Here is a 19,872-nt window from a genome sequence, read left to right on the forward strand (position 1 = left end):
CGATCGCATCCCCCCGCTTCCGGCCCGCGCGCGTGACGCGCCTCCCGCCGAAAGGACCCCCATGCCCCGCCGCACCGCCCTCGCCGCGACCGCGCTGCTCGCCGCCGGCGTCCTCGCGCTGACGTCGTGCACCGCCGCTGATGCCCCCACCCCGACGGTCACCGGCGAACCGGACCCCGACGCCTCGGTGGGGATCCGGCTGGTGCTCGAGCCGGGCAACCTGGACATCCGCGAGACGGCGGGCGCCGCGCTGGATCAGATCCTCGTCGACAACGTCTATCAGGGGCTGATCTCGCGAACAGCCGAGCAGGACATCGAGCCGGCGCTCGCGAGCGACTACGACGTGTCGCCGGACGGGCTCACCTACACGTTCACCCTGCGGGAGGGCGTCGTCTTCCATGACGGCCAGGAGCTCACCCCGGAAGACGTCGTGTGGTCGCTGCAGACCCGCAAGGACACCCCCGCGTGGCGCGATTCGGCCCGCCTCTCCGCCGTCGAGACGATCGAGGCGGACGGCCAGACGATCACGCTCGGCCTCAGCCGGCCCGACTCCAGCCTGCTGTGGAATCTCACCGGCCGCGCCGGGATCATCCTCAAAGAGGACGACGGCGTGGACTACGCCACCGCGGCCAACGGCACAGGACCGTTCGTGCTGTCCGACTGGCGTCAGGGCGACAGCATCCTCTTCACGCGTTTCGACGACTACTGGGGCGATCCCGCTCAGGTCGCCGAGGTGGTCTTCTCGTACATCCCCGACAACCAGGCCGCACTCGGCGCGGCCCTCGCCGGCGAAGTCGACGTGCTGACGGGATTCGACGCGAACCTGCAGGAGCAGGTCGAGGCCGGCGGCGACTTCGCCCTCGTCCTCGGCGAATCGACCGACAAGGGCACTCTGGCGTTCAACCAGAACGAGGGAAGCCCCCTTGCCGACGAGCGCGTGCGACAGGCGATCCGGCAGGCGATCGATCACCAGGCCTTCATCGACGCCGCCTCCTCGGGCCAGACCCAGTACGGCCCGATCCCCTCGCTCGACCCCGGCTACGAGGACCTGTCCGATGTCGCCCCGTACGACCCCGAAGCGGCGCGGGCGCTCCTGGAGGAGGCCGGCGCCGACGACCTCGAGCTGACCCTCACCATTCCGAGCTTCTACTCCACCACGATCCCGCAGATCCTGGTGTCGGACCTCAACGAGGTCGGCATCTCGCTCGAGGTCGAGTCCGTGGACTTCTCGACCTGGCTGAACGACGTCTACGTCAACCAGGACTACGAGCTGAGCTTCGTGCTGCACACCGAGGCGCGGGACTTCGAGAACTGGGCTGATCCGGAGTACTACTTCACCTACGACAACCCCGAGGTGCAGGAGCTCCACCAGCAGGCTCTCGCCGCCACCGACGAGGATGCCGCCGCCGAACTGCTGGCCGAGGCCGCCCGCATCGTCTCCGAAGACCACGCCGCGGACTGGCTCTACAACGGCGCTTCCGTGCTGGCGGTCGCCACGAGCGTCACGGGGATGCCGTCGGTCAACGTCAACGAACGTCTCGACCTCGCCGAGCTGGCCAAGAGCGACGGGTGATCCGGTACGCGCTGACGCGACTGGCCCTGCTGCTGCTCGGCCTGTTCGTCGCCAGTGCGCTCATCTTCGTCACACTCCGGGTGCTCCCCGGCGACGTCGCGCAGCTGATCGCGGGAGTCAACTCCACCCCCGCACAGGTCGCGGCCATCCGGGAGCGCCTCGGCTTGGACCAGCCGCTGCCGGCGCAGTACGCCGAGTGGATCGGGGGCGTCCTCCGCGGCGATCTCGGATCCTCGCTGCTGACCGGATCCACGGTCGCCTCGGAACTTGCCGAGAAGGCCGAGGTCACGATCCCGCTCGGGCTGATGTCGCTCACGATCGCCATCGTGCTGAGCGTTCCGCTCGGGGTGCTGTCGGCACTTCGCCGCGGCCGAGCGGACGGCACCGCCCTGAACGTGGGCGCGCAGGCGCTCGCCGCCGTCCCGGTGGTCTGGGCGGGCATGATGCTGGTCGTCGTGTTCGCCGTGTGGCTGGGCTGGCTGCCCGCGCAGGGTTTCCCGCGGGCGGGCTGGGGCGATCCCGGGGCCGCCTTCCGCGCCCTCCTCCTCCCCGCTCTCACGATCGGCGTCGTGGAGGGCGCGATGCTGCTGCGGTTCGTCCGCAGCGCGACCCTGCAGGCGGTGGGTCAGGACTACGTCCGCACCGCGGCGGCGAAGGGCCTCACCCGCACCGCCGCCCTCATCCGCCACGGTCTCCCCAACGTCGGGCTGTCCGTCATCACCGTGCTGGGGCTCCAGGTCGCGGGCATCATCGTCGGCGCGGTCGTGATCGAGCAGCTGTTCACCCTGCCGGGCATCGGCCGGATGCTGGTGGCCGACGTGGGCGCCCGGGATCTGCCGAAGGTGCAGGGCGAACTCCTGGTGCTGACCGGCTTCGTCCTCATCGTCGGATTCGTCGTCGACCTCGTCCACCGGGTCATCGATCCGCGGCAGAGGGAGGCGTCGTGAGCCGGCGGGGCACGTGGCTGCGACGCCTGTGGCAGCTGTCGACGGGACGCTTCGGGGTCATCGTGGTGATCGTCGTGCTCACGACCGCCCTGGTGTCGATCGTGTGGACGCCGTTCGACCCCCGACAGGTCGAGATCTCGCAGCGCTGGGCACCTCCGGGCTGGCCGCACGTCCTCGGCACCGACGGCTCGGGGCGCGACATCCTCTCTCTTGTCATGGCGGGGGCGCGCACGACCGTGCTCGTCGCCGTCGGGGCCGGCGTCGTGGCGACCGCGGTCGGCATCCTCCTGGCGTCCCTCGGCGCCCTGACAGCGCGCTGGGTGCGCGAGTCGGTCGCGGTGCTGGTGGACATCCTCATCGCCTTCCCCGTGCTCATCATCGCCATGATGATCTCGGCGGTGTGGGGCGGTTCGCTGTGGGTGGTGATCTGGTCGGTGGGCATCGGCTTCGGCGTCAACATCGCCCGCGTCGCGCGGCCGGAGCTCAGGCGGGTGCTGCACAGCGACTTCGTGCTGGCCGGCCGCGCGTACGGACTCACCCCCGCGCAGAACCTGTGGCGCCACCTGCTGCCCAACGTCGCCCCCGTCTTCATCGTGCAGCTGTCGTGGGGCATGGCGGTGGCGGTCCTCGCCGAAGCGGGTCTGTCGTATCTCGGGTTCGGGGCGCCGGTGACCGAGCCGTCGTGGGGGCTGGTGCTGGACGAGCTGCAGCAGTTCATCACGGTGCATCCGCTGTCGGTGCTGTGGCCCGGGCTGGCCATCACCCTCACCGTCCTCGGCCTGAACCTCCTCGGCGACGCGTTGCGCGAGGCGACCGATCCGACACTCGGCCGTCGTGCCCGCAGCGCCCCGGCCCGCACGCACGTGCCCGAGGTCGTCGCATGAGCCTGGTGGTGCGCGACCTCGTCGTCGAGATCGCCGGACGCCGGGTGGTGGACGGCGTGTCGTTCGACGTGCCGGACGGCGCCCGCGTCGGACTCATCGGCGAGTCCGGGTCGGGAAAGTCGCTCACGGCCCTGGCCGTCCTCGGACTCCTCCCGGACGGCGCCACCGCGACCGGCAGCATCCGGTGGGACGACCGCGAACTCGTCGGTATGGACGACCGCGAGCTGGCTCGACTGCGCGGCGACGAGATCGGCATCGTCTTCCAGGAGCCCCGCACCGCGCTCAACCCCATCCGCACCGTCGGCCGGCAGATCGCCGAATCGATCCGCATCCACCAGACCGCGACCAGGAAGGATGCCGCTCACCGCGCCGTCGAAGAGGCGCGCCGCGTCTCGCTTCCCGACCCCGAGTTCATCGTCGATCGCTACCCGCACCAGCTCTCCGGCGGCCAGCGTCAGCGCGTGGCCATCGCGATGGCGCTGGCCTGCCGCCCCCGCCTGCTGATCGCCGATGAGCCCACGACGGCCCTGGACGTCACGATCCAGGCCGAGATCCTGGCGCTGCTGCGCGCGCTGGTGCAGGACGCCGGCATGGGCCTGGTCTTCATCACCCACGACCTGGCGGTGCTCTCGCAGATCGCCACCCACGGGATCGTGCTCGAAGGCGGTCGCGTCGTCGAGCAGGCACCCGTCCCCACACTGCTGACATCGCCGGCGTCGCCCGTGACGCGGGGACTGCTGCGCGACGCGACGGCGACCCTCTGGCGGCCGGGTGGTGACGAGTGAGCGACGTGCTGCTGAGCGGTCGCGGTCTCGGACGCCGCTTCCCGATGCCCCGACGGACCCTCTTCGAGCGAGCGGGCCACACCGTGGCGCTCGACGACGTCGACGTCGACGTGCGCGAGGGCAGCGCGCTGGGCATCATCGGCGAGTCCGGTTCGGGCAAGTCGACCCTCGTTCGCCTGCTGCTGGCACTGGATGCCCCGACGTCGGGGACGGTCGAGTTCGCGGGCCGCGGGGTGGACGCGCGGGCGTCCGCCCGCGACCTGCACTGGCTGCGCCGCGAGACGGGCATCGTCTTCCAGGACCCGTATGCATCGCTGGACCCCCGCATGAGCGTGGGGCGCATCGTGGGCGAGCCGCTGTGGGCGCTGGGGGTCGATGGGGATCGCCGCGCGCGGGTGCGGGAGGTGCTCGCCGAGGTCGGGCTGGAGCCGGACATGGCCGAGCGCTTCCCGCACGAGTTCTCGGGCGGTCAGCGCCAGCGGATCGCCCTGGCACGGGCGATCGTGCATCGTCCGCGGCTGCTGGTCGGCGACGAGCCGCTGTCGGCGCTCGATGTGACCGTCCGTTCCCAGATCCTCGAACTGCTGACCACCCTGCGCGCGCGCGACGGTCTCACGCTCGTGATGGTCTCGCATGACATCGGCGTGGTGCAGAACCTGTGCGACGAGGTCGTGGTGATGAAGGACGGCCGCATCGTCGAGGAGGGGCCGACGGAGAAGGTGCTGCAGCAGCCGCAGGTGGCCTACACCCGCCGGCTGCTCGCCTCGATCCCGGCGATCGACCCCGACACGAGCCGATGACGCCCCGGCCGTGACCTCCCCCCGGGTGTCCCGGGCGGGCGTTAGCCTCGGAGTCCGACCGAGGAGACCCATGGCCCACGCGATCATCCCCCCGTACCTGCTGGCACGCATCGCCTCCGTGCAGGAGCCCGCGTGGGCGCGCGCGGCGCATGCGGCCCGCGCCACCCTCGCCGCACCACGCGACTACCGCCCGGGGCGGACCCGCATCCGCCTGTCCGTGGAGGAGTCCGGCACCCTCGTGGCCGAGTCGGCCCCCGGTCCCGAACGGATCGTGTGGGACGCCCAGCAGCGCGAGGAGCTGCCGGGGATGCGCGTCCGCGGCGAAGACGACGCGGTGACCGGCGACGCCGCCGTGGACGAGGCGTTCGACGGGCTGGGGGTGACGTTCGACTTCCTGTGGGACGCCTTCGGCCGGACGTCGCTGGACGGCGCCGGCGGCGAGCTCCGGGCGACGGTGCATTACGGGCTGGACTACGACAACGCCTTCTGGAACGGCGAGCGCATGGTCTTCGGCGATGGCGACGGCGAGATCTTCACCGGTTTCACGCGCTCGCTCAGTGTCATCGCCCATGAGCTCGCCCACGGGGTCATCGAAGACGAGGGCGGCTTGGTCTACCGCGACCAGTCCGGGGCCCTGAACGAGTCGATCGCCGACGTGCTGGGCGCGCTGGCCGAGCAGCACCACCTCGGACAGCGCGCCGACGAGGCGTCATGGCTCATCGGCGAGGGCATCTTCACCGATCAGGTGCAGGGCTCGGCGCTGCGGTCGCTCGAGGCTCCCGGCACGGCCTACGACGACGACGTGCTCGGCCGCGATCCGCAACCGGCGCACATGCGCGACTTCGTGCGCACGATCGACGACAACGGCGGAGTGCACATCAACTCCGGCATCCCCAATCACGCGTTCTACCTGGTCGCGACCGCCCTGGGCGGCCGCGCTTGGGAGCGCGCCGGCCTCATCTGGTACCGCACCCTCACCGCCGGGACGCTGTCGCCCACCGCGGATTTCGCCGCGTTCGCACGGGCGACGCGCTTCGCCGCCGAGTCGGAGTACGGTGAGGGATCGGAGGAGGTCGCCGCGGTCCGCTCCGCATGGGAGGGCGTCGGCGTGCACGAGGATGGACGCGAACGACCCGGGGCCTGACGTCCCCGTCCCACCCCCGTCCGCTGCGCCCCCGCGGGTGGAAGTGGCGGTCATCCGCTCCGGCGGGTTCGCCGGCCTGCAGCGCGAGTGGCGGGTCGAACCGGATCCCGTCGACGTCCCGCACTGGACCGAACTCATCGAGAAGTGCCCGTGGGACGAGCCGGTCGACGGACGGGCGCCGGAGGCGGACCGCTTCACCTGGCGCATCCGCGCCCGCTGCGAGCCGGGACCGACCCGCCGGGCGGAGCTGCCCGAGAGCAGTCTCATCGGCGCCTGGCGCCGGCTGGTCGACGAGGCCCGCGCGTGGAGCCCGCCGGCATCCGACGACGTCAGCGGGTGAAGAGCCCGCGCTTGGCCTTCTTGGCCGGTTTCAGCGACTTCTGCAGGTAGATCGTCCCGAGCCAGCGTCCGAACTTGAACCCGACCCGCCCCATGCGTCCGACCTCGGTGAAGCCGAGCTTCTCGTGGAGGGCGACCGAGGACTCGGCGCCCTTGTCGCTGATCACCGCGACGATCTCGCGGATGCCCTTCTCCTCGCACGCGGCGATGAGCGCTTCGAGCAGAGCGCGCCCCAGCCCTTTGCCGGCGGCTGCTTGCCCGAGGTAGATGGAGTTCTCGACGGTGTAGCGGTAGCTGGACTTGCCCGACCACGGCGACACGTACGCGTAGCCGAGCACCTGCCCGCTCGGAGACTCCGCGACCAGGAACGGCAGGTCGAGCTTCCGCAGGTGGGCGAGCTTGTCACGCCACTGCGCGACGGTCCACTTCTTCTCGTCGAAGGTCACCACCGAGTTGGTGACGTAGTAGTTGTAGATCTCGCGGATGTCGGGGACGTCCCGCTCCTCGACCGGGCGGATGGAGTACGAGAACGGCCGCTCCGGCTCGGGACGCCGCCGCAGATGACGCGGCAGACGCCGGCGGTCGCGGTCGTACTCCTCCTCCAGCATGCGCCCAGCCTAGAGGCTGATGATCACCCCGCTTCCGGCACGCGCCAGTCCACGGGCGCGGCGCCCTGCGCGCGCAGCAGGTCGTTCGTGCGCGAGAAGGGGCGGGATCCGAAGAACCCCCTGGCGGCCGACAACGGCGACGGATGCGGCGACGCCACGACGGGCGTGTCGCCGAGCAGCGGCGCAAGGCCCGCGGCGTCCTTGCCCCACAGCACGGCGACCAGCGGCCGGCCGCGGGCGGCCAGCACGCGGATCGCGTGCTCGGTGACCGTTTCCCAGCCCCAGCGCCGATGCGAGCCGGGCACGCCGGGCGCGACGGTGAGGACGCGGTTGAGCAGCATCACGCCCTGTGCGGCCCACGCCGACAGATCGCCGTGAGCGACGGGCTCGAAGCCGAGGTCGGTCTCGAGCTCGCGGTAGATGTTCGCCAGGCTTCGGGGCAGCGGGCGCACGTGCGCGTCCACGGCGAAGGACAGTCCGATCGGATGCCCCGGGGTCGGGTAGGGGTCCTGTCCCACGATCAGCACGCGCACCTCATCGAGAGGGCGTGCGAAGGCGCGGAGGACCAGCTCGCCGGCGGGAAGGTAGCCCCGACCGGCGGCCGTCTCGTGACGGAGGCGCTCCCCCAGCCGGGCGATGTCGTCGGCCACGGGCTCCAGCGCCACGGCCCACCCCGGGTCCAGGCGGCCGGTGGCGGCGAGCTCGGGCAGCGACAGCGGGCTCATGCGCTCGGTGCCAGCCCCGAGTCCTGCTCGATGACCGAGCCCTGCGCCGACCACGGGAAATCGATCCACAGGTCGGTGTCCTTGAACGCGTAGTCCGGCTGGATGATGGTCGTCGGCTTGGTGTAGATGGTTGCCGAGCGGACGTCCGCGCCCCGGTCCCGCAGCAGTGCGACAGCCAGCGCGAGCGTGCGGCCGCTGTCGGCGACGTCGTCGACCAGCAGCACACGGCGGCCGTCGAGGTAGGTCATGTCGAGCTCGGGAGGAAGCACGGCCGGAGCGTCCAGGACCGTGCCGACTCCGGTGTAGAACTCGACGTTGATCGCGCCGCAGTTCTTCACGCCCAGACCGTATGCGATGGCCCCCGCGGGCAGCAGCCCGCCGCGCGCGATCGCCACGACCACCTCGGGGACGAACCCGTCCGCCAGGACGGCGCGGGCTATCTCGCGCGATGCCTCACCGAACCCGTCCCACGTGAGAGTCTCCCGCCGACCGCCCGCATCGCCCACGGCGCCTCCTTCTGCTCGGGAATCCACCCTACGGGCGCGAGCGTGCGCCTGTAGTCTCACCACGTGTCACGCCTCTCCTCCGGCCGTCGGCGCCTGAGCGGCTCCGCGATGGGAATCACCGCCGGCCTCATCGGGTGGTTCGTCCTGGTCGAGGTCGCCAGCGGCATCCTGCAGGGGTACTACGTCCCCCTGTTCAGCGACATCGTCGAGCACCTCGGCATCCGCGACGCCGACGTCAACTGGTTCGAGGCGGCCCAGCTGCTGCTGTCGTCCCTCGTGGTGCCGGTCCTCGCGAAGCTCGGCGACATGTACGGCCACAAGCGCATCCTGCTGATCGCCGCCGTCCTCACCGCGGGCGCCAGCTGGTGGCTGGCTTTCGCGGGATCGTTCTGGACCTTCCTGCTGGCATGGGCGCTGCAGGGCTTCTACGTGGTGTGGCTCCCTCTCGAGATCGCCCTCATCTTCGAGCGCGGTCGCCGGCAGAACCGGGGCGTGTCGACCACGCGGCGCGCGGCCGGCCTTCTGGTCGTCGGGTTGCAGGTCGGCGCCATCGCCGGCGCGCTCGCAGCCGGACGGATCTTCGCCGCCACCGGCGGCGATCTGACCCTCACGCTGATCGTCCCGGCGATCGCCGTGTCGCTCGTGGCCGTGGTCATCTGGCTCGCCGTTCCCGAGTCCGAGCCGACACCCGACCGCTCTCTCGACACGGGAGGCTTCGTGATCCTGGCGCTGGGGCTGCTGCTGGTCACCAGCGCGCTGACCTTCCTGCGGCTGAACGGGCCGGACTTCGTCGTGGTCTGGCTGCTGCTGTCGCTCGGCGTGGGCGCGTTCGCGTGGTTCGTCCGCTACGAGCTCGGCCAGGACGATCCCGCGATCGACATCCGGGTGCTCCGCCGGCCCGAGATGTGGCCGGTCCAGGCGACCGCTTTTCTGATCGGGATCAGTCTTCTGGGTGCCCAGGGGCCGCTGTCCACCTACGCCGGCACCGACACGTCGCTGGGGTACGGCCTCGGCCTCGACGCGACCGGAAGGTCCAATGTCATCGGGGTCTACCTCGTGTCCCTCATCGTCGGGGCGGTGCTCTTCGCCGTCACGAGTCGCCGGGCGCCTCCTCGCGCGATCCTGATCGTCGCCGCAGGACTGGTCGGGGTGGGATACGCCCTGTTCGTGCCGTTCCACCAGGAGCTCTGGCAGGTGCTCCTCAACCTCTCGATCGCAGGCCTCGGCTCCGGCGCCCTCGTAGGTGCCATGCCGGCGGCGGCTGCCGCCGCAGCCCCCCGGGGCCAGACGGGAGTCGCCTCGGCGCTGACCAACACCACGAAGACCATCGGCGGCACGTTCGCCTCGGCGCTGTTCGGCGTCGTGCTGGCGGTCGGGGCAGGCACGCTCGCCAGCGAGACGGCCGCATCGCTCGGCGGCTACCAGCTGGTGTGGGCGGTGTGCGCGGCCGGCGGCTTCCTCGCGGCGGCGCTCCTGTTCGTCGTGCCGAAGGTCGCCTTCGCGGACGACGCGCCCGCGCCGGCGGACGCGGCCGCAGGAGAGTCTCAGATCATCTGACGGGGCCGTCGAGCACGCGCGCCCGCAGCGGTCCGCGCGCGAGCAGATGCTGTGCCGACTGCGCCACCGGGCGCATCGTGACCAGGTCGAGGTTGACGTGTCCGGGCGCGTCCAGCGCGTAGGCGATCACGTCCGCGACATCCTCAGCGACCAGCGGTGCCGGCACATCGTCGTAGACCCGCTCGGCGGCGTTGCGGTCCCCGCCCAGCCGGTTGAGGGTGAACTCCTCGGTGTGCACCATTCCGGGAGCGATCTCGACCACCCGGATCGGCTCGCCGTTGAGCTCCAGCCGCAGCGCGTGCGCCAGCATCGCCTCGCCCGCTTTGGCGGCGTTGTATCCCGCGCCGCCCGGGTAGGCCGTCTGGGCTGCGGTCGAGGTGACGAACAGGGTGTCGGCGTGGCCGTCCACGGCGGCGGCTTCGCGGAGCAGCGGCAGCAGCGCGGCGACGAGACGCTGGCCCGACAGGACGTTGACCTCGAACATCCAGCGCCAGTCCTCCGGATCGCCGTCCTCCACGCGATCGGCACCGCGCGCGCCTCCGGCGACATGGACGAGGGCATGGACAGGCCCGGTCTCGGCGAGCCACTCGGCGAGGGCATCGACGTCGACGCCGCTCGTCAGGTCGGCGGCGTAGGCCACCGCGCCCGTCTCGGCCTGCAGCTGCTCCAGCCGTGCGGCGCGCCGAGCTACGGCGACGACCCCCCAGCCGCGCTGTCGCAGCAGCCGCACCGTCGCCGCTCCGATCCCCGAGCTCGCACCTGTCACCACTGCACGCCGCGTCGTCATGAGCTCCACGCTACCCCCGCGAACACGTTACGCCGCGTGTCCCCGTCGTTGAGCGGAAGAGGGGGTGTCCGTAGCCTCGAACCGGCCGGTCGCATTCGCTCCGGCCCGAAGACCCACAGGAGTGAGCCATGTCCGCACCCGAGAACTGGCGTTTCGAGACCAAGCAGGTCCATTCGGGCGCCCAGCCCGACCCGGTCACCAAGGCCCGTGCGACGCCGATCTATCAGACGACGTCCTACGTCTTCGACAGCACGACCCACGCGGCGAACCTGTTCGCCCTGTCGGAGTTCGGCAACATCTACACCCGCATCCAGAACCCCACCCAGGATGTCCTCGAACAGCGCATAGCGGCGCTCGAGGGCGGCACGGGGGCACTCGTGGTCGCCAGTGGCCAGGCGGCCGAGACGTTCGCGGTGCTCAACATCGCGCAAGCCGGCGACCACATCGTGTCGTCGAGCTCGATCTACGGCGGCACCTACAACCTCTTCAAGTACACGCTCGCCAAGCTCGGCATCGAAACCACGTTCGTCGAGAACCAGGACGACGCCGACGAGTGGCGCGCCGCGGTCCGCCCGAACACCAAGCTGTTCTTCGCCGAGACGATCGGCAACCCCAAGATCAACGTGCTCGACATCCGCACGGTCGCCGACGTCGCCCACGATTCCGGAGTCCCGCTCATCGTCGACAACACCATCGCGACGCCCTACCTCATCCGCCCGTTCGAGCACGGCGCCGACATCGTCATCCACTCCGCCACGAAGTTCCTCGGCGGCCACGGCACGACCATCGGCGGCGTGATCGTCGACGGCGGCTCGTTCGCGTGGTCGAAGAACGTCGACCGCTTCCCCGGCCTCACCGAGCCCGACCCCTCGTACCACGGTGCGAGCTACACGACCGCGGTCGGCGACGGGCTCGCCTACATCATCAAGGCGCGCGTCCAGCTGCTCCGCGACCTCGGCTCGGCCATCTCGCCGCAGAGCGCGTGGCTGCTCATCCAGGGCGTCGAGACGCTCTCGCTGCGCATGGAGCGTCACGTTCAGAACGCACAGGAGATCGCGGAGTGGCTCGAGAACCACGATGACGTCGCCGCCGTCAACTACTCGGGACTGCCCACCTCGCCGTGGTACGCCGCCGCCAACACCTACGCGCCGAAGGGCGTGGGAGCCGTGCTCTCGTTCGAGCTGAAGGGCGGAGTCGAGGCAGGACGCGAGTTCGTCAACTCGCTCGCCCTCTTCAGCCACCTCGCCAACATCGGCGACGTCCGCTCGCTGGTCATCCACCCGGCCTCCACGACGCACTCGCAGCTGACCCCCGAGCAGCAGCTGACCGCGGGCGTCACGCCCGGCCTGGTGCGCCTCTCGGTGGGTATCGAGAACGTCGACGACCTCAAGGGCGACCTCGCCCAGGCTCTGGCCGCCGCGCGTCGCGTCTCGGAGGCCGCCCGCGCCTGATCGACCTCGTGCAAGGGGAAAGCGATGCCCCCGGCCGCATGGCCGGGGGCATCCGTCGTCATCGGGAGCCGATCAGCCGCGCGCCTTCGGACGGACGTGACCGAGACCGCCGTCGACTCCGAGCACCTGCCCGGTGATCCAATCGTTCTCGGGGTCGAGGAGGAAGGCGACCGCGCGGGCGACGTCGTCGGGCTCCCCCAGCCGGCCGAGGGCGTGCATCGACTCCGACACCTTCCGCGACGTCTCGGAGGCTGTGAGCGATGCCGTCAGCGGCGTGCGCGTCAGGCCCGGGGCCACGGCATTGACACGCAGGTTCTGCGAGGCGTAGCTCGCGGCGGCGGAGAGGGTCAGCCCGATCACGCCGGCCTTGGCCGCGGCGATCGCGTCGTGATTCGACAGCCCGGCGAGGGCCGCTGCGGAGGACACGAGCACCACCGACCCGCCGCGGCGCATGTGTCGCCCGGCGGCGCGCACCGTCGCGAAGGCTGTCGTCAGCGACGCGGCGATGACGTCGTCGAACTGCTCGCGCGAGGTGAGGTGCGCGGGTTTGAGGAGCATCGACCCGGCGAACGCCGCGACCCCGTCGAGATCGCCCGCCTGCGAGAAGACCTGATCGACCGCTGCGAAGTCCGTCGCATCGAGAGAGAAGTCCGTGCCGCCCGCAGCATCGCGGCGCCCGGTCGTCACGACCTCGTGACCGGCGGCCCGCAAGCGCGAGGTCGTCGCCGCGCCGATCGCACTGGTTGCCGCGATCACCAGGTATCTCGCCATGCGCACCATTGTGGCCCCGGCAACCCGAGGTGAGGGCCGTCCTGGCGAGCTTTCCGGCGAGACAGCGCGTAACACGCGTCCGCATCCCTCACCGGGATGGAGAGAATGGTCCGATGGACTGGCAGACCTCCGAAGACACCGTGCCCTCGGCACCGGTGACGGAGGCCGACGCGCGCCTGCTGCTCGGCCGCCCGCCCGCCACCGGCGGATGGCGCGACGGAGATCCGGTCGGAGAACGGCACTTCGCCGCGTTCGGCGCCTTCCACACCGAGGGTGGGCGGGAGCTTCCCGGCTACCGCCTGGCGTACGAGACGTGGGGCGAGCTGAATCCGGCGCGCGACAACGCCGTCCTGATCCTCCACGCCCTCACCGGCGACAGCCACGTCCGCGGTCCCGCGGGCCCCGGGCACCCGACGTCGGGTTGGTGGGACGACATCGTCGGGCCCGGCGCTCCCATCGACACCGACCGCTGGTTCGTGATCGCCCCCAACATGCTCGGCGGCTGCCAGGGCTCGACGGGCCCGGCGAGCATCGGACCCGACGGATACGAATGGGCATCCCGTTTCCCCTACCTCACGATCCGCGATCAGGTGGCCGCCCAGGTCCGCCTCGCCGACGCACTCGGGATCGATGTGTGGGCCGCTGTCGTCGGCGGCTCGATGGGCGGTATGCATGCACTGGAGTGGGCGGTCGGGTTCCCCGAGAGGGTGGCCCGTGTGGGCATCCTGTCCTCACCGCCCACCAACACCGCCGACCAGATCGCCCTCAACTCGGTGCAGATAGAAGCGATCCGCATCGATCCGCGCTTCGCCGGCGGCGAGTACTACGACGCGCCGGACGGCGACGGTCCCACGCGCGGTCTCGCCCTCGCACGGCGCATGGCCCTGCTGAACTACCGCTCCCCCACCGAGCTGAACCAGCGCTTCCAGCGCTCATGGCAGTCGGGTGTGAGCCCCCTCGGCCGCGGCGGACGCTTCGCGGTGGAGTCGTATCTGGACTTCCACGGCAACAAGTTCACGCGGCGCTTCGACGCCAACAGCTACATCGCCCTGGTCGAGGCGATGAACTCCCACGACGTGGGCCGCGACCGCGGCGGTGTCGAGGAGGCGCTCCGGCGGGTCTCGGCGACGGCGCTCGTCCTCGGCGTCGACAGCGACCGCCTGTTCCCCATCGACGGCCAGCACCGTATCGCCCGCAGCATCCCGACGACGCTCGACGGAGACCGCGCAGTCGTGCTCTCGAGCGACTTCGGGCATGACGGATTCCTCATCGAGACCGCCGTCGTCGGCGGGCACGTGCGCCGTCTGCTGGAGACCTGACTCAGAACTCCCGCTCGTAGACCCACGGCAGCGCGCCCGTGCGGAGGCGATGGCGACGACCGTCGCTGCCCGCGTCGTCGGCCCGCGCAGCTGCCGCGACCCCGGCATCCGCGCCATAGTCCGCGTCCTCGCGCCACAGCATGACCGGGCCCCCGGCACCCGCCAGCACGCGTGTCTCGAAGAGCTCGACGCCGCGCCGATCGGCGAACGCGAGAAGAGAGCGCGCGTCGCTGTGACCGCGGAGGCCGTGGAGGGTCACCCACGTCGGCGGGAACAGCGTCCGCTCGCCGCGACCGTGCTCGGCCAGTGCCTGCGCGGGCGTCCGCCACTGCGCGGCCGCGATCTCGTCGGGCGCGAGCACCAGGTCGCCCCGGGGCGCCGGGGCCAGGAAGAACCACGTCCGGATACGCACGGGGATTCCGGGCGGCGGGTGCCATCGCGACAGCGCGACGAGCGCACGCGGGTCCACGGCGAGCCCGGTCTCCTCCGACGTCTCGCGCACCGCCGCCCGGCGCGCGGCGCGCTCCTCATCCTCGGCGGGCGCACCGTCGACGGGCTCGAGCCTGCCGCCGGGGAAGACCCACGCGCCCGGGAACGAGCCCGTCTTGGGCCGCTCGACCAGTAGCACCTCGGGACCGGGGGTCCCGTCGCGGACCAGGACGACCGTCGCCGCGATCGGGAGGCCCTCGTCCGTGTGCTCCGCAGGGGGCGGATCGTCGCGGGCGGCGGTGCGGTCGGACACCCCGCCAGCCTAGGCGGCGGACACCTCTTGCGGCTCGCGCGCGGCCGGGGCGTCCGCGGCGTCCGCCCGGGAAGTCCGGCGCCGCTCGAGTGCGAGGCTGGCTCCGGCGATCGCCAGGCCGGCGAGGGCGAGCGCGACTCCCGCCCACGCGGGCGCGACGAATCCCCATCCGGCGGCGATGACGGCACCTCCCAGGATCGCCCCGACGCTGTTGCCGATGTTCAGGGCCGAGTGGTTCAGCGCTGCGGCGATGGACTGGTTGTCACCCGCGACGTCCATCAGCCGGGTCTGGATCGTGGGGCTCAGCACCGACGCGACGACGCCGGTGGCGAAGACGAGGAGCGCGAGGGCCCACACCGACGCCGCGGTCACGGCGAGCAGGGCGAGGACGCCGGCGAGCGCGATCAACCCGCCGATGAGGGTGCGTCGCAGGTCGAGGTCGGCGAGGTAGCCGCCGGCGATGTTCCCCGCGGTCATTCCGACACCCATCACGACGAGGACGATCGGCACCGCCCAGGCGGGGCTTCCGGCGACCTCGGTGACCATCGGGGCGACATAGCTGTACACCGCGAAGAATCCGCCGAAACCGACCGCTCCGATGCCGAGGGTCAGCCACACCTGGCCGATGCGGAAGACCGCGAGTTCGGCACGGAGGGTGCGCCCGGCGTCGCCGGGATGGGCGGGCACCGACGTGAAGATCGCCAGCGCCGCCAGGGCGAAGATCCCGACCACGACGAGGTACGCGGCGCGCCAGCCGAACTGCTGCCCGAGGAAGGTGCCGAGCGGCACGCCGATCACGTTGGCGATGGTGAGGCCGGTGAGGACGAAGGCGACGCCCTTCGCGCGCTTGCCCGGCCCGAGCACGTCGGCGGCGACGAGGGCGCCGATGCCGAAGTAGGCCCCGTGCGGCAGTCCGGCCAGCAGCCGCGACAGCGCGACCGTCTCGAACGTGGGCATGACCAGGGTGAGCGCGTTGAAGAGGGTCAGCGCCAGGGCGAGGGCGACCATCACGCGGTGCCGCGGGAATCGGGCGACCGCGCCGGCGATCGTCGGTGCGCCGATCACGACGCCCAGCGCGTACAAGCTGATGAGCCAGCCCGCCTGGGCGATGGCGTCCTCGGGCCTGGTCGCCCAGGCCTGCGGCAGCAGGTCCTGTGCGATGTCGGGGAGCAGGCCCATGACGACGAACTCGGTCATGCCGATGCCGAAGCTGCCGATGGCGAGCGAGAGGAGCGCCCTCATCGCCGCACCCCTCGACGAGGTCGAGGTGGTCACGCGGTCATGCTAGCGCGCGGCGCGGCATCCGTCGAATCGATTCGGATGCCGCGACCGCGCCTCACGCCGGATCGGCCTCGTCGACCGCACCCTCGCCGAGGGCCGACTCGAGCCGGTCGATCTTCGCTTCCAGTTCGCCGGTGTAGCCGGGCCGGATGTCAGCCTTCAGCACGAGCGAGACTCGGGACCCGAAGGGCATGACCGCCTCGGTGGCGCGGCGGACGACGTCGAAGACCTCGTCCCACTCCCCCTCGATCTCGGTGAACATCGAGGTGGTGCGGTGCGGCAGTCCGCTGTCGCGGACGATGCGCACAGCGGCGGCGACGGCGTCGTGGACCGAGCCGTCCGAACGGCCGGTGCCGCTGGGAGCGACGGAGAAGGCGACGAGCATGGAACCCTCCAGTGGTAGGTGCGGATCAGGGTGTCGAGGGGTCGACGAGGGAAGGACGAAGGCGGCGCGCAGACCGGCGCGCGCCGGCGCGGGCGACGCCGACGAGGCGGACGACGGCCCACAGCAGCAGGGCGGCCAGGGCCGCGTTGCGCAGCGTCAGGACGACGACCATCGCCGGCGAAAGCGCGAGCAGAGCGTCGTAGAACCAGGGGAAGATCACCTGCGTCGTCGCCAGCAGCACGGCGACCACGATCGCCGGTGTCCGCCACCGCCGGCGATCGACGACCAGGCCGACCACCACGGGCGGGATGAGCCACGTCATGTACTGCGGCGACCCCACCTTGTTGAGGACGACGAACGCCAGCACGAGGGCCAGTGACAGCATCGGGAAGAGGCGGACGAACCCCGCGGCCCGCCACGCGGCGACGGCCCCCACCCCGGCGATGACCGCCATCGCGACGGCCATGAGCGGCGTCATCGCCGCGATCACGGTGTCGACCCCAGGGCCTGTGACCTGGAACGTGATCATGTCCTGGTCGTAGTAGACCCACGCGTCGGGATCTCCGAGGACGGCGAGCCAGAGGTACACCGTGCTGACGGGGGCTTCGATCTGGAGCCCCCGTGCGGTCTGGTCGCCGACGAACGAAAACAGATACGCGCCGCCGCCGAGCGCGATGACCGCCAGCATTATCACGAGCGAGACGCCCACCGCTCCCCCGACCACCGCCCAGCGCCGGCGGACCGCGACGAAAGCGGCCACCAGCATGGCGGCGGGCCACACCTTGAGCCACGCGGCGGCGGCCAGGAGCCCGGCGCCCAGCCACGGGCGTCCCACCAGCCACAGTCCGCCGGCGATCCCCGCCGGCACGGTGAGCGCGTCGAGTCGGAACATCCCCACACCGCCGAGCGCGGCCGCACCGGCCAGCCAGAACCAGGCTGCGGCCAGGCGGCCTCGCGATCGGCCCCGGCCCAGGAGCATGGCGAACGCGAGCGCGTCGACGGCGGTGACCAGCAGTCCCCACGACAGGGTGTAGTCGACGAACGGGATGACGCGCGCGAGAAGCATCGGCACGAGAGCGAAGGCCGGGTACACCCACTCCTGGGTGACTCCGGGCACGCCGGCACCCACGATGACGGTGTCGGCCCACCACCGGTACATCTGATCCACATCCCACGATGCGGCTTTGCCGAAGACGAACTCCCCCGCGATCAGCAGCACATGGACGACGACGAACGCGACCCACGACCACGCCCGCTTCGACACGGTCCCATGCTAGGTGCGCGCGGCCGATGCGACCGCGCCGGCGACAGCGTGGGGCAGGGCGGCGGCCACATCCATCGCCGTGATGGGCCCGCCGGCGGCTCCGAGGTCGCCGGCGGCGAGCGAGGCCGCACGCCCGTGCAGCCAGACGCCCGTCGCGACCGCGTGGGCCAGGGGCGCGCCGTGTTCGGCGGTCGCCGCCACCACGGCCCCGATGGCGCCCGCCAGCACATCGCCCGTGCCCGCCGTCGCCAACCACGGCGTGCCCGAGCCGACCTGCGCACACCACCCGTCGGGGGCGGCGACGATCGTCGGCGAGCCCTTGAGCACGACGACGCCGCCGAGGGCGCGCGCCGTCTCGGCTGCGGCGGCCGAACGGGCCTCGACATCGGTGAGCTCGGCGACCGGCGCCAGCCGCAGCAGGCTTCGCAGACGGTCGTGCTCACGGGCGTGCGGGGTCACCACCAGCCGAGCGGCGGCTCCGTGGACCAGGTCGAGGGCGCCGGCGTCCACGACGACGGGATGATCCCCCGACAGCACTTCGCGCAGCGCCGCGGTCTCGGCATCCGATCGATCGGACGGGTCCGTACCCGAGCCGATCACCCACGCCTGCACCCGACCCGCCGCGGCGACGGTTTCGGGGCGTGCCGCGAGGACCAGCGCGGTGGGGCGATCGTCGCCGACGTAGCGCACCATGCCGATGCCGGTGCGCCACGCCGCCTCGACGCCCAGCACCGCCGCCCCGGGGTACCGATCGGACCCCGTGCGCATCCCGACGACACCGCGGGAATACTTGTCGTCGGCGGCGGTTGGCACCCGCAGGACACCCAAGGCGTCCGCCGCCGTCCATGTCACCGGCATGGCGCCACCCTATCCGTCAGGAGCGACACCACACGATGAGCCTGCTGTTCGAACCCCTGTCCATCCGCGGGATCACCGCCCGGAACCGGCTGTGGGTGGCGCCGATGTGCCAGTACAGCGCCGTCGACGGCGTGCCGCAGGAGTGGCACCACACGCATCTGGCGCAGTTCGCGTCCGGTGGCGCGGGCATCGTCATCGCCGAGGCGACCGCGGTCACTCCCGAGGGACGGATCTCGCCCGAGGACACGGGCCTGTGGAACGACGCCCAGCGCGACGCGTGGAGTCCGATCGTCGCCGCCGTCCACGCGCGCGGAGCCCTCGCGGGGGTGCAGCTCGCGCATGCCGGACGCAAGGCGTCGACGTGGTCGCCGCTCACCGGGCGACGCGGGTCGGTGCCGCACGACCGGGGCGGGTGGACGACCGTCGCCCCGTCGGCGGTGGCGTTCGACGGGTTCGCCGATCCGGTCGCCTTGGACACCCCCGGCATCGAGCGCACCGTGTCGGCCTTCGCCGACGCGGCCGTCCGCGCCGTCGCGGCCGGCTTCGACGTCCTCGAGGTGCACGCCGCGCACGGGTATCTGCTGCACCAGTTCCTCTCGCCGCTGTCGAACCGACGCGACGACGAGTACGGCGGTGAGCTCGAAGGCCGCGCGCGCCTGCTGCTGCGCGTCGTGACGGCGATCCGGGATGCCGCGCCCGACACCGCGGTCTTCGTGCGCTTCTCGGCCACAGACTGGGCCGACGGCGGGCTGAGCGTCGACAAGGTGGCCACGGTCGCCGCCTGGGCCGCCGAGCGCGGCGCCGACCTCTTCGACATCTCCAGCGGCGGGCTCGTCGCGCACCAGTCGATCACGGTGGGTCCGGGCTACCAGGTCCCGCTCGCCGCCCACGTACGCCGCACCACCGGGGCGCTCGTCAACGCCGTGGGGATGATCGACGACGCCGCACAGGCCGAGGCGGTCCTGGCCGACGGCGCCGCCGACGCCGTCATGGCCGGGCGCGAGTGGCTGCGCGACCCGCACTACGCGTTGCGGGCGGCGTGGGAGCTCGGCCACGACATCGACTACTGGCCGGCGCAGTACGTCCGGGCGCGGCCGCACGCCCGCAGCTGAGCACCAGGGGGTGCGCCCGATCGGGCGCACCCCC

General features: G+C 71.8%; 21 protein-coding genes. 11 read left to right on the forward strand and 10 right to left on the reverse strand.

Annotated features, from left to right (window positions below):
- Nucleotides 1-61: 61 nt before the first annotated feature.
- The 7 genes from NFR93_RS10580 to NFR93_RS10610 all read left to right on the forward strand — a co-directional run bounded on the left by NFR93_RS10580 (nucleotide 62) and on the right by NFR93_RS10610 (nucleotide 6,473).
- Nucleotides 62-1,573, forward strand: a complete 1,512-nt coding sequence (locus NFR93_RS10580; RefSeq protein WP_251453188.1) for an ABC transporter substrate-binding protein — start codon at nucleotides 62-64, stop codon at nucleotides 1,571-1,573.
- The gene (locus NFR93_RS10585) at nucleotides 1,570-2,520 is read left to right on the forward strand and encodes an ABC transporter permease (protein WP_251453189.1); all 951 of its coding nucleotides are present in this window, start codon (nucleotides 1,570-1,572) and stop codon (nucleotides 2,518-2,520) included. Before NFR93_RS10580 ends, NFR93_RS10585 begins: the two co-directional genes overlap by 4 nt.
- The gene (locus NFR93_RS10590; protein ID WP_251453190.1) at nucleotides 2,517-3,404 is read left to right on the forward strand and encodes an ABC transporter permease; all 888 of its coding nucleotides are present in this window, start codon (nucleotides 2,517-2,519) and stop codon (nucleotides 3,402-3,404) included. The genes NFR93_RS10585 and NFR93_RS10590 overlap by 4 nt, the downstream gene beginning before the upstream one ends.
- Entirely contained in the window at nucleotides 3,401-4,189 is a 789-nt protein-coding gene (locus tag NFR93_RS10595) for an ABC transporter ATP-binding protein (protein WP_251453191.1), read from the forward strand. Before NFR93_RS10590 ends, NFR93_RS10595 begins: the two co-directional genes overlap by 4 nt.
- Before the next feature lie 44 nt (nucleotides 4,190-4,233).
- On the forward strand, nucleotides 4,234-4,989 hold the full coding sequence (locus NFR93_RS10600) for an ABC transporter ATP-binding protein (protein ID WP_251453586.1): 756 nt from the start codon (nucleotides 4,234-4,236) through the stop codon (nucleotides 4,987-4,989).
- A 70-nt stretch (nucleotides 4,990-5,059) separates the two neighbouring features.
- A complete protein-coding gene (locus NFR93_RS10605; RefSeq protein WP_251453192.1) occupies nucleotides 5,060-6,133 on the forward strand; it encodes a M4 family metallopeptidase in 1,074 nt (357 codons plus the stop codon).
- A gap of 43 nt (nucleotides 6,134-6,176) precedes the next feature.
- On the forward strand, nucleotides 6,177-6,473 hold the full coding sequence (locus tag NFR93_RS10610; protein ID WP_311287335.1) for a protealysin inhibitor emfourin: 297 nt from the start codon (nucleotides 6,177-6,179) through the stop codon (nucleotides 6,471-6,473).
- On the opposite strand, the gene NFR93_RS10615 is transcribed toward NFR93_RS10610, so the two are convergent.
- From NFR93_RS10615 to NFR93_RS10625, 3 genes are read right to left on the reverse strand one after another with little or no spacing between them, the layout of a single operon-like run.
- Nucleotides 6,463-7,080, reverse strand: coding sequence for a GNAT family N-acetyltransferase (locus tag NFR93_RS10615; RefSeq protein ID WP_251453193.1), 618 nt, complete (start codon nucleotides 7,078-7,080; stop codon nucleotides 6,463-6,465). The genes NFR93_RS10610 and NFR93_RS10615 overlap by 11 nt on opposite strands.
- A gap of 23 nt (nucleotides 7,081-7,103) precedes the next feature.
- Nucleotides 7,104-7,805, reverse strand: a complete 702-nt coding sequence (locus NFR93_RS10620) for a uracil-DNA glycosylase (protein ID WP_251453194.1) — start codon at nucleotides 7,803-7,805, stop codon at nucleotides 7,104-7,106.
- Nucleotides 7,802-8,311: a phosphoribosyltransferase gene (locus NFR93_RS10625; RefSeq protein ID WP_251453195.1), complete on the reverse strand. Its 510-nt coding sequence runs from the start codon at nucleotides 8,309-8,311 to the stop codon at nucleotides 7,802-7,804. Before NFR93_RS10625 ends, NFR93_RS10620 begins: the two co-directional genes overlap by 4 nt.
- Nucleotides 8,312-8,419: 108 nt before the next feature.
- On the opposite strand from NFR93_RS10625, the gene NFR93_RS10630 reads away from it, so the two are divergent.
- Nucleotides 8,420-9,868: an MFS transporter gene (locus NFR93_RS10630; protein WP_251453588.1), complete on the forward strand. Its 1,449-nt coding sequence runs from the start codon at nucleotides 8,420-8,422 to the stop codon at nucleotides 9,866-9,868.
- Here NFR93_RS10630 and NFR93_RS10635 read toward each other — a convergent pair.
- Nucleotides 9,861-10,655, reverse strand: coding sequence for an SDR family oxidoreductase (locus tag NFR93_RS10635; protein ID WP_251453196.1), 795 nt, complete (start codon nucleotides 10,653-10,655; stop codon nucleotides 9,861-9,863). The genes NFR93_RS10630 and NFR93_RS10635 overlap by 8 nt on opposite strands.
- 128 nt (nucleotides 10,656-10,783) lie before the next feature.
- Here NFR93_RS10635 and NFR93_RS10640 point away from each other — a divergent pair, with 128 nt between their 5' ends.
- A complete protein-coding gene (locus tag NFR93_RS10640; protein WP_251453197.1) occupies nucleotides 10,784-12,106 on the forward strand; it encodes a bifunctional o-acetylhomoserine/o-acetylserine sulfhydrylase in 1,323 nt (440 codons plus the stop codon).
- A gap of 72 nt (nucleotides 12,107-12,178) precedes the next feature.
- Here NFR93_RS10640 and NFR93_RS10645 read toward each other — a convergent pair whose 3' ends face one another.
- Nucleotides 12,179-12,877, reverse strand: coding sequence for an SDR family oxidoreductase (locus NFR93_RS10645; RefSeq protein WP_251453198.1), 699 nt, complete (start codon nucleotides 12,875-12,877; stop codon nucleotides 12,179-12,181).
- Nucleotides 12,878-12,990: 113 nt separating this feature from the next.
- Here NFR93_RS10645 and metX point away from each other — a divergent pair, with 113 nt between their 5' ends.
- The gene (gene metX / locus NFR93_RS10650) at nucleotides 12,991-14,196 is read left to right on the forward strand and encodes a homoserine O-acetyltransferase MetX (RefSeq protein ID WP_251453199.1); all 1,206 of its coding nucleotides are present in this window, start codon (nucleotides 12,991-12,993) and stop codon (nucleotides 14,194-14,196) included.
- 1 nt (nucleotide 14,197) lies between these two features.
- Here metX and NFR93_RS10655 read toward each other — a convergent pair whose 3' ends face one another.
- The 5 genes from NFR93_RS10655 to NFR93_RS10675 all read right to left on the reverse strand — a co-directional run bounded on the left by NFR93_RS10655 (nucleotide 14,198) and on the right by NFR93_RS10675 (nucleotide 18,726).
- Nucleotides 14,198-14,938: an NUDIX hydrolase gene (locus NFR93_RS10655; RefSeq protein ID WP_251453200.1), complete on the reverse strand. Its 741-nt coding sequence runs from the start codon at nucleotides 14,936-14,938 to the stop codon at nucleotides 14,198-14,200.
- 9 nt (nucleotides 14,939-14,947) lie between these two features.
- On the reverse strand, nucleotides 14,948-16,180 hold the full coding sequence (locus NFR93_RS10660; protein WP_251453589.1) for an MFS transporter: 1,233 nt from the start codon (nucleotides 16,178-16,180) through the stop codon (nucleotides 14,948-14,950).
- 94 nt (nucleotides 16,181-16,274) lie between these two features.
- Nucleotides 16,275-16,604, reverse strand: coding sequence for a thiamine-binding protein (locus NFR93_RS10665; RefSeq protein ID WP_251453201.1), 330 nt, complete (start codon nucleotides 16,602-16,604; stop codon nucleotides 16,275-16,277).
- Between the two features lie 25 nt (nucleotides 16,605-16,629).
- Nucleotides 16,630-17,868 (reverse strand): glycosyltransferase 87 family protein, encoded by a 1,239-nt coding sequence (locus tag NFR93_RS10670; RefSeq protein ID WP_251453202.1) that lies wholly within the window; start codon nucleotides 17,866-17,868, stop codon nucleotides 16,630-16,632.
- 9 nt (nucleotides 17,869-17,877) lie between these two features.
- On the reverse strand, nucleotides 17,878-18,726 hold the full coding sequence (locus tag NFR93_RS10675; protein ID WP_251453203.1) for an ADP-dependent NAD(P)H-hydrate dehydratase: 849 nt from the start codon (nucleotides 18,724-18,726) through the stop codon (nucleotides 17,878-17,880).
- 35 nt (nucleotides 18,727-18,761) lie between these two features.
- On the opposite strand from NFR93_RS10675, the gene NFR93_RS10680 reads away from it, so the two are divergent.
- Entirely contained in the window at nucleotides 18,762-19,838 is a 1,077-nt protein-coding gene (locus NFR93_RS10680; protein WP_251453204.1) for an NADH:flavin oxidoreductase/NADH oxidase, read from the forward strand.
- The last annotated feature ends 34 nt before the right edge of the window (nucleotides 19,839-19,872 follow it).

Origin of the sequence: Microbacterium sp. Marseille-Q6648 (assembly GCF_943181415.1) — a bacterium.
Taxonomy (GTDB): Bacteria; Actinomycetota; Actinomycetes; order Actinomycetales; family Microbacteriaceae; genus Microbacterium.

Bases quoted from the DNA above. Each gene is read 5' to 3' on its own strand.
- NFR93_RS10635 (WP_251453196.1), bottom strand. From the start codon at position 10,655: ATGACGACGCGGCGTGCAGTGGTGACAGGTGCGAGCTCGGGGATCGGA.
- NFR93_RS10600 (WP_251453586.1), top strand. From the start codon at position 4,234: ATGCCCCGACGGACCCTCTTCGAGCGAGCGGGCCACACCGTGGCGCTC.
- metX (WP_251453199.1), top strand. From the start codon at position 12,991: ATGGACTGGCAGACCTCCGAAGACACCGTGCCCTCGGCACCGGTGACG.
- NFR93_RS10630 (WP_251453588.1), top strand. From the start codon at position 8,420: ATGGGAATCACCGCCGGCCTCATCGGGTGGTTCGTCCTGGTCGAGGTC.
- NFR93_RS10645 (WP_251453198.1), bottom strand. From the start codon at position 12,877: ATGGCGAGATACCTGGTGATCGCGGCAACCAGTGCGATCGGCGCGGCG.
- NFR93_RS10640 (WP_251453197.1), top strand. From the start codon at position 10,784: ATGTCCGCACCCGAGAACTGGCGTTTCGAGACCAAGCAGGTCCATTCG.
- NFR93_RS10680 (WP_251453204.1), top strand. From the start codon at position 18,762: ATGAGCCTGCTGTTCGAACCCCTGTCCATCCGCGGGATCACCGCCCGG.
- NFR93_RS10615 (WP_251453193.1), bottom strand. From the start codon at position 7,080: ATGCTGGAGGAGGAGTACGACCGCGACCGCCGGCGTCTGCCGCGTCAT.
- NFR93_RS10595 (WP_251453191.1), top strand. From the start codon at position 3,401: ATGAGCCTGGTGGTGCGCGACCTCGTCGTCGAGATCGCCGGACGCCGG.
- NFR93_RS10605 (WP_251453192.1), top strand. From the start codon at position 5,060: ATGGCCCACGCGATCATCCCCCCGTACCTGCTGGCACGCATCGCCTCC.
- NFR93_RS10665 (WP_251453201.1), bottom strand. From the start codon at position 16,604: ATGCTCGTCGCCTTCTCCGTCGCTCCCAGCGGCACCGGCCGTTCGGAC.
- NFR93_RS10620 (WP_251453194.1), bottom strand. From the start codon at position 7,805: ATGAGCCCGCTGTCGCTGCCCGAGCTCGCCGCCACCGGCCGCCTGGAC.
- NFR93_RS10660 (WP_251453589.1), bottom strand. From the start codon at position 16,180: ATGAGGGCGCTCCTCTCGCTCGCCATCGGCAGCTTCGGCATCGGCATG.
- NFR93_RS10580 (WP_251453188.1), top strand. From the start codon at position 62: ATGCCCCGCCGCACCGCCCTCGCCGCGACCGCGCTGCTCGCCGCCGGC.
- NFR93_RS10675 (WP_251453203.1), bottom strand. From the start codon at position 18,726: ATGCCGGTGACATGGACGGCGGCGGACGCCTTGGGTGTCCTGCGGGTG.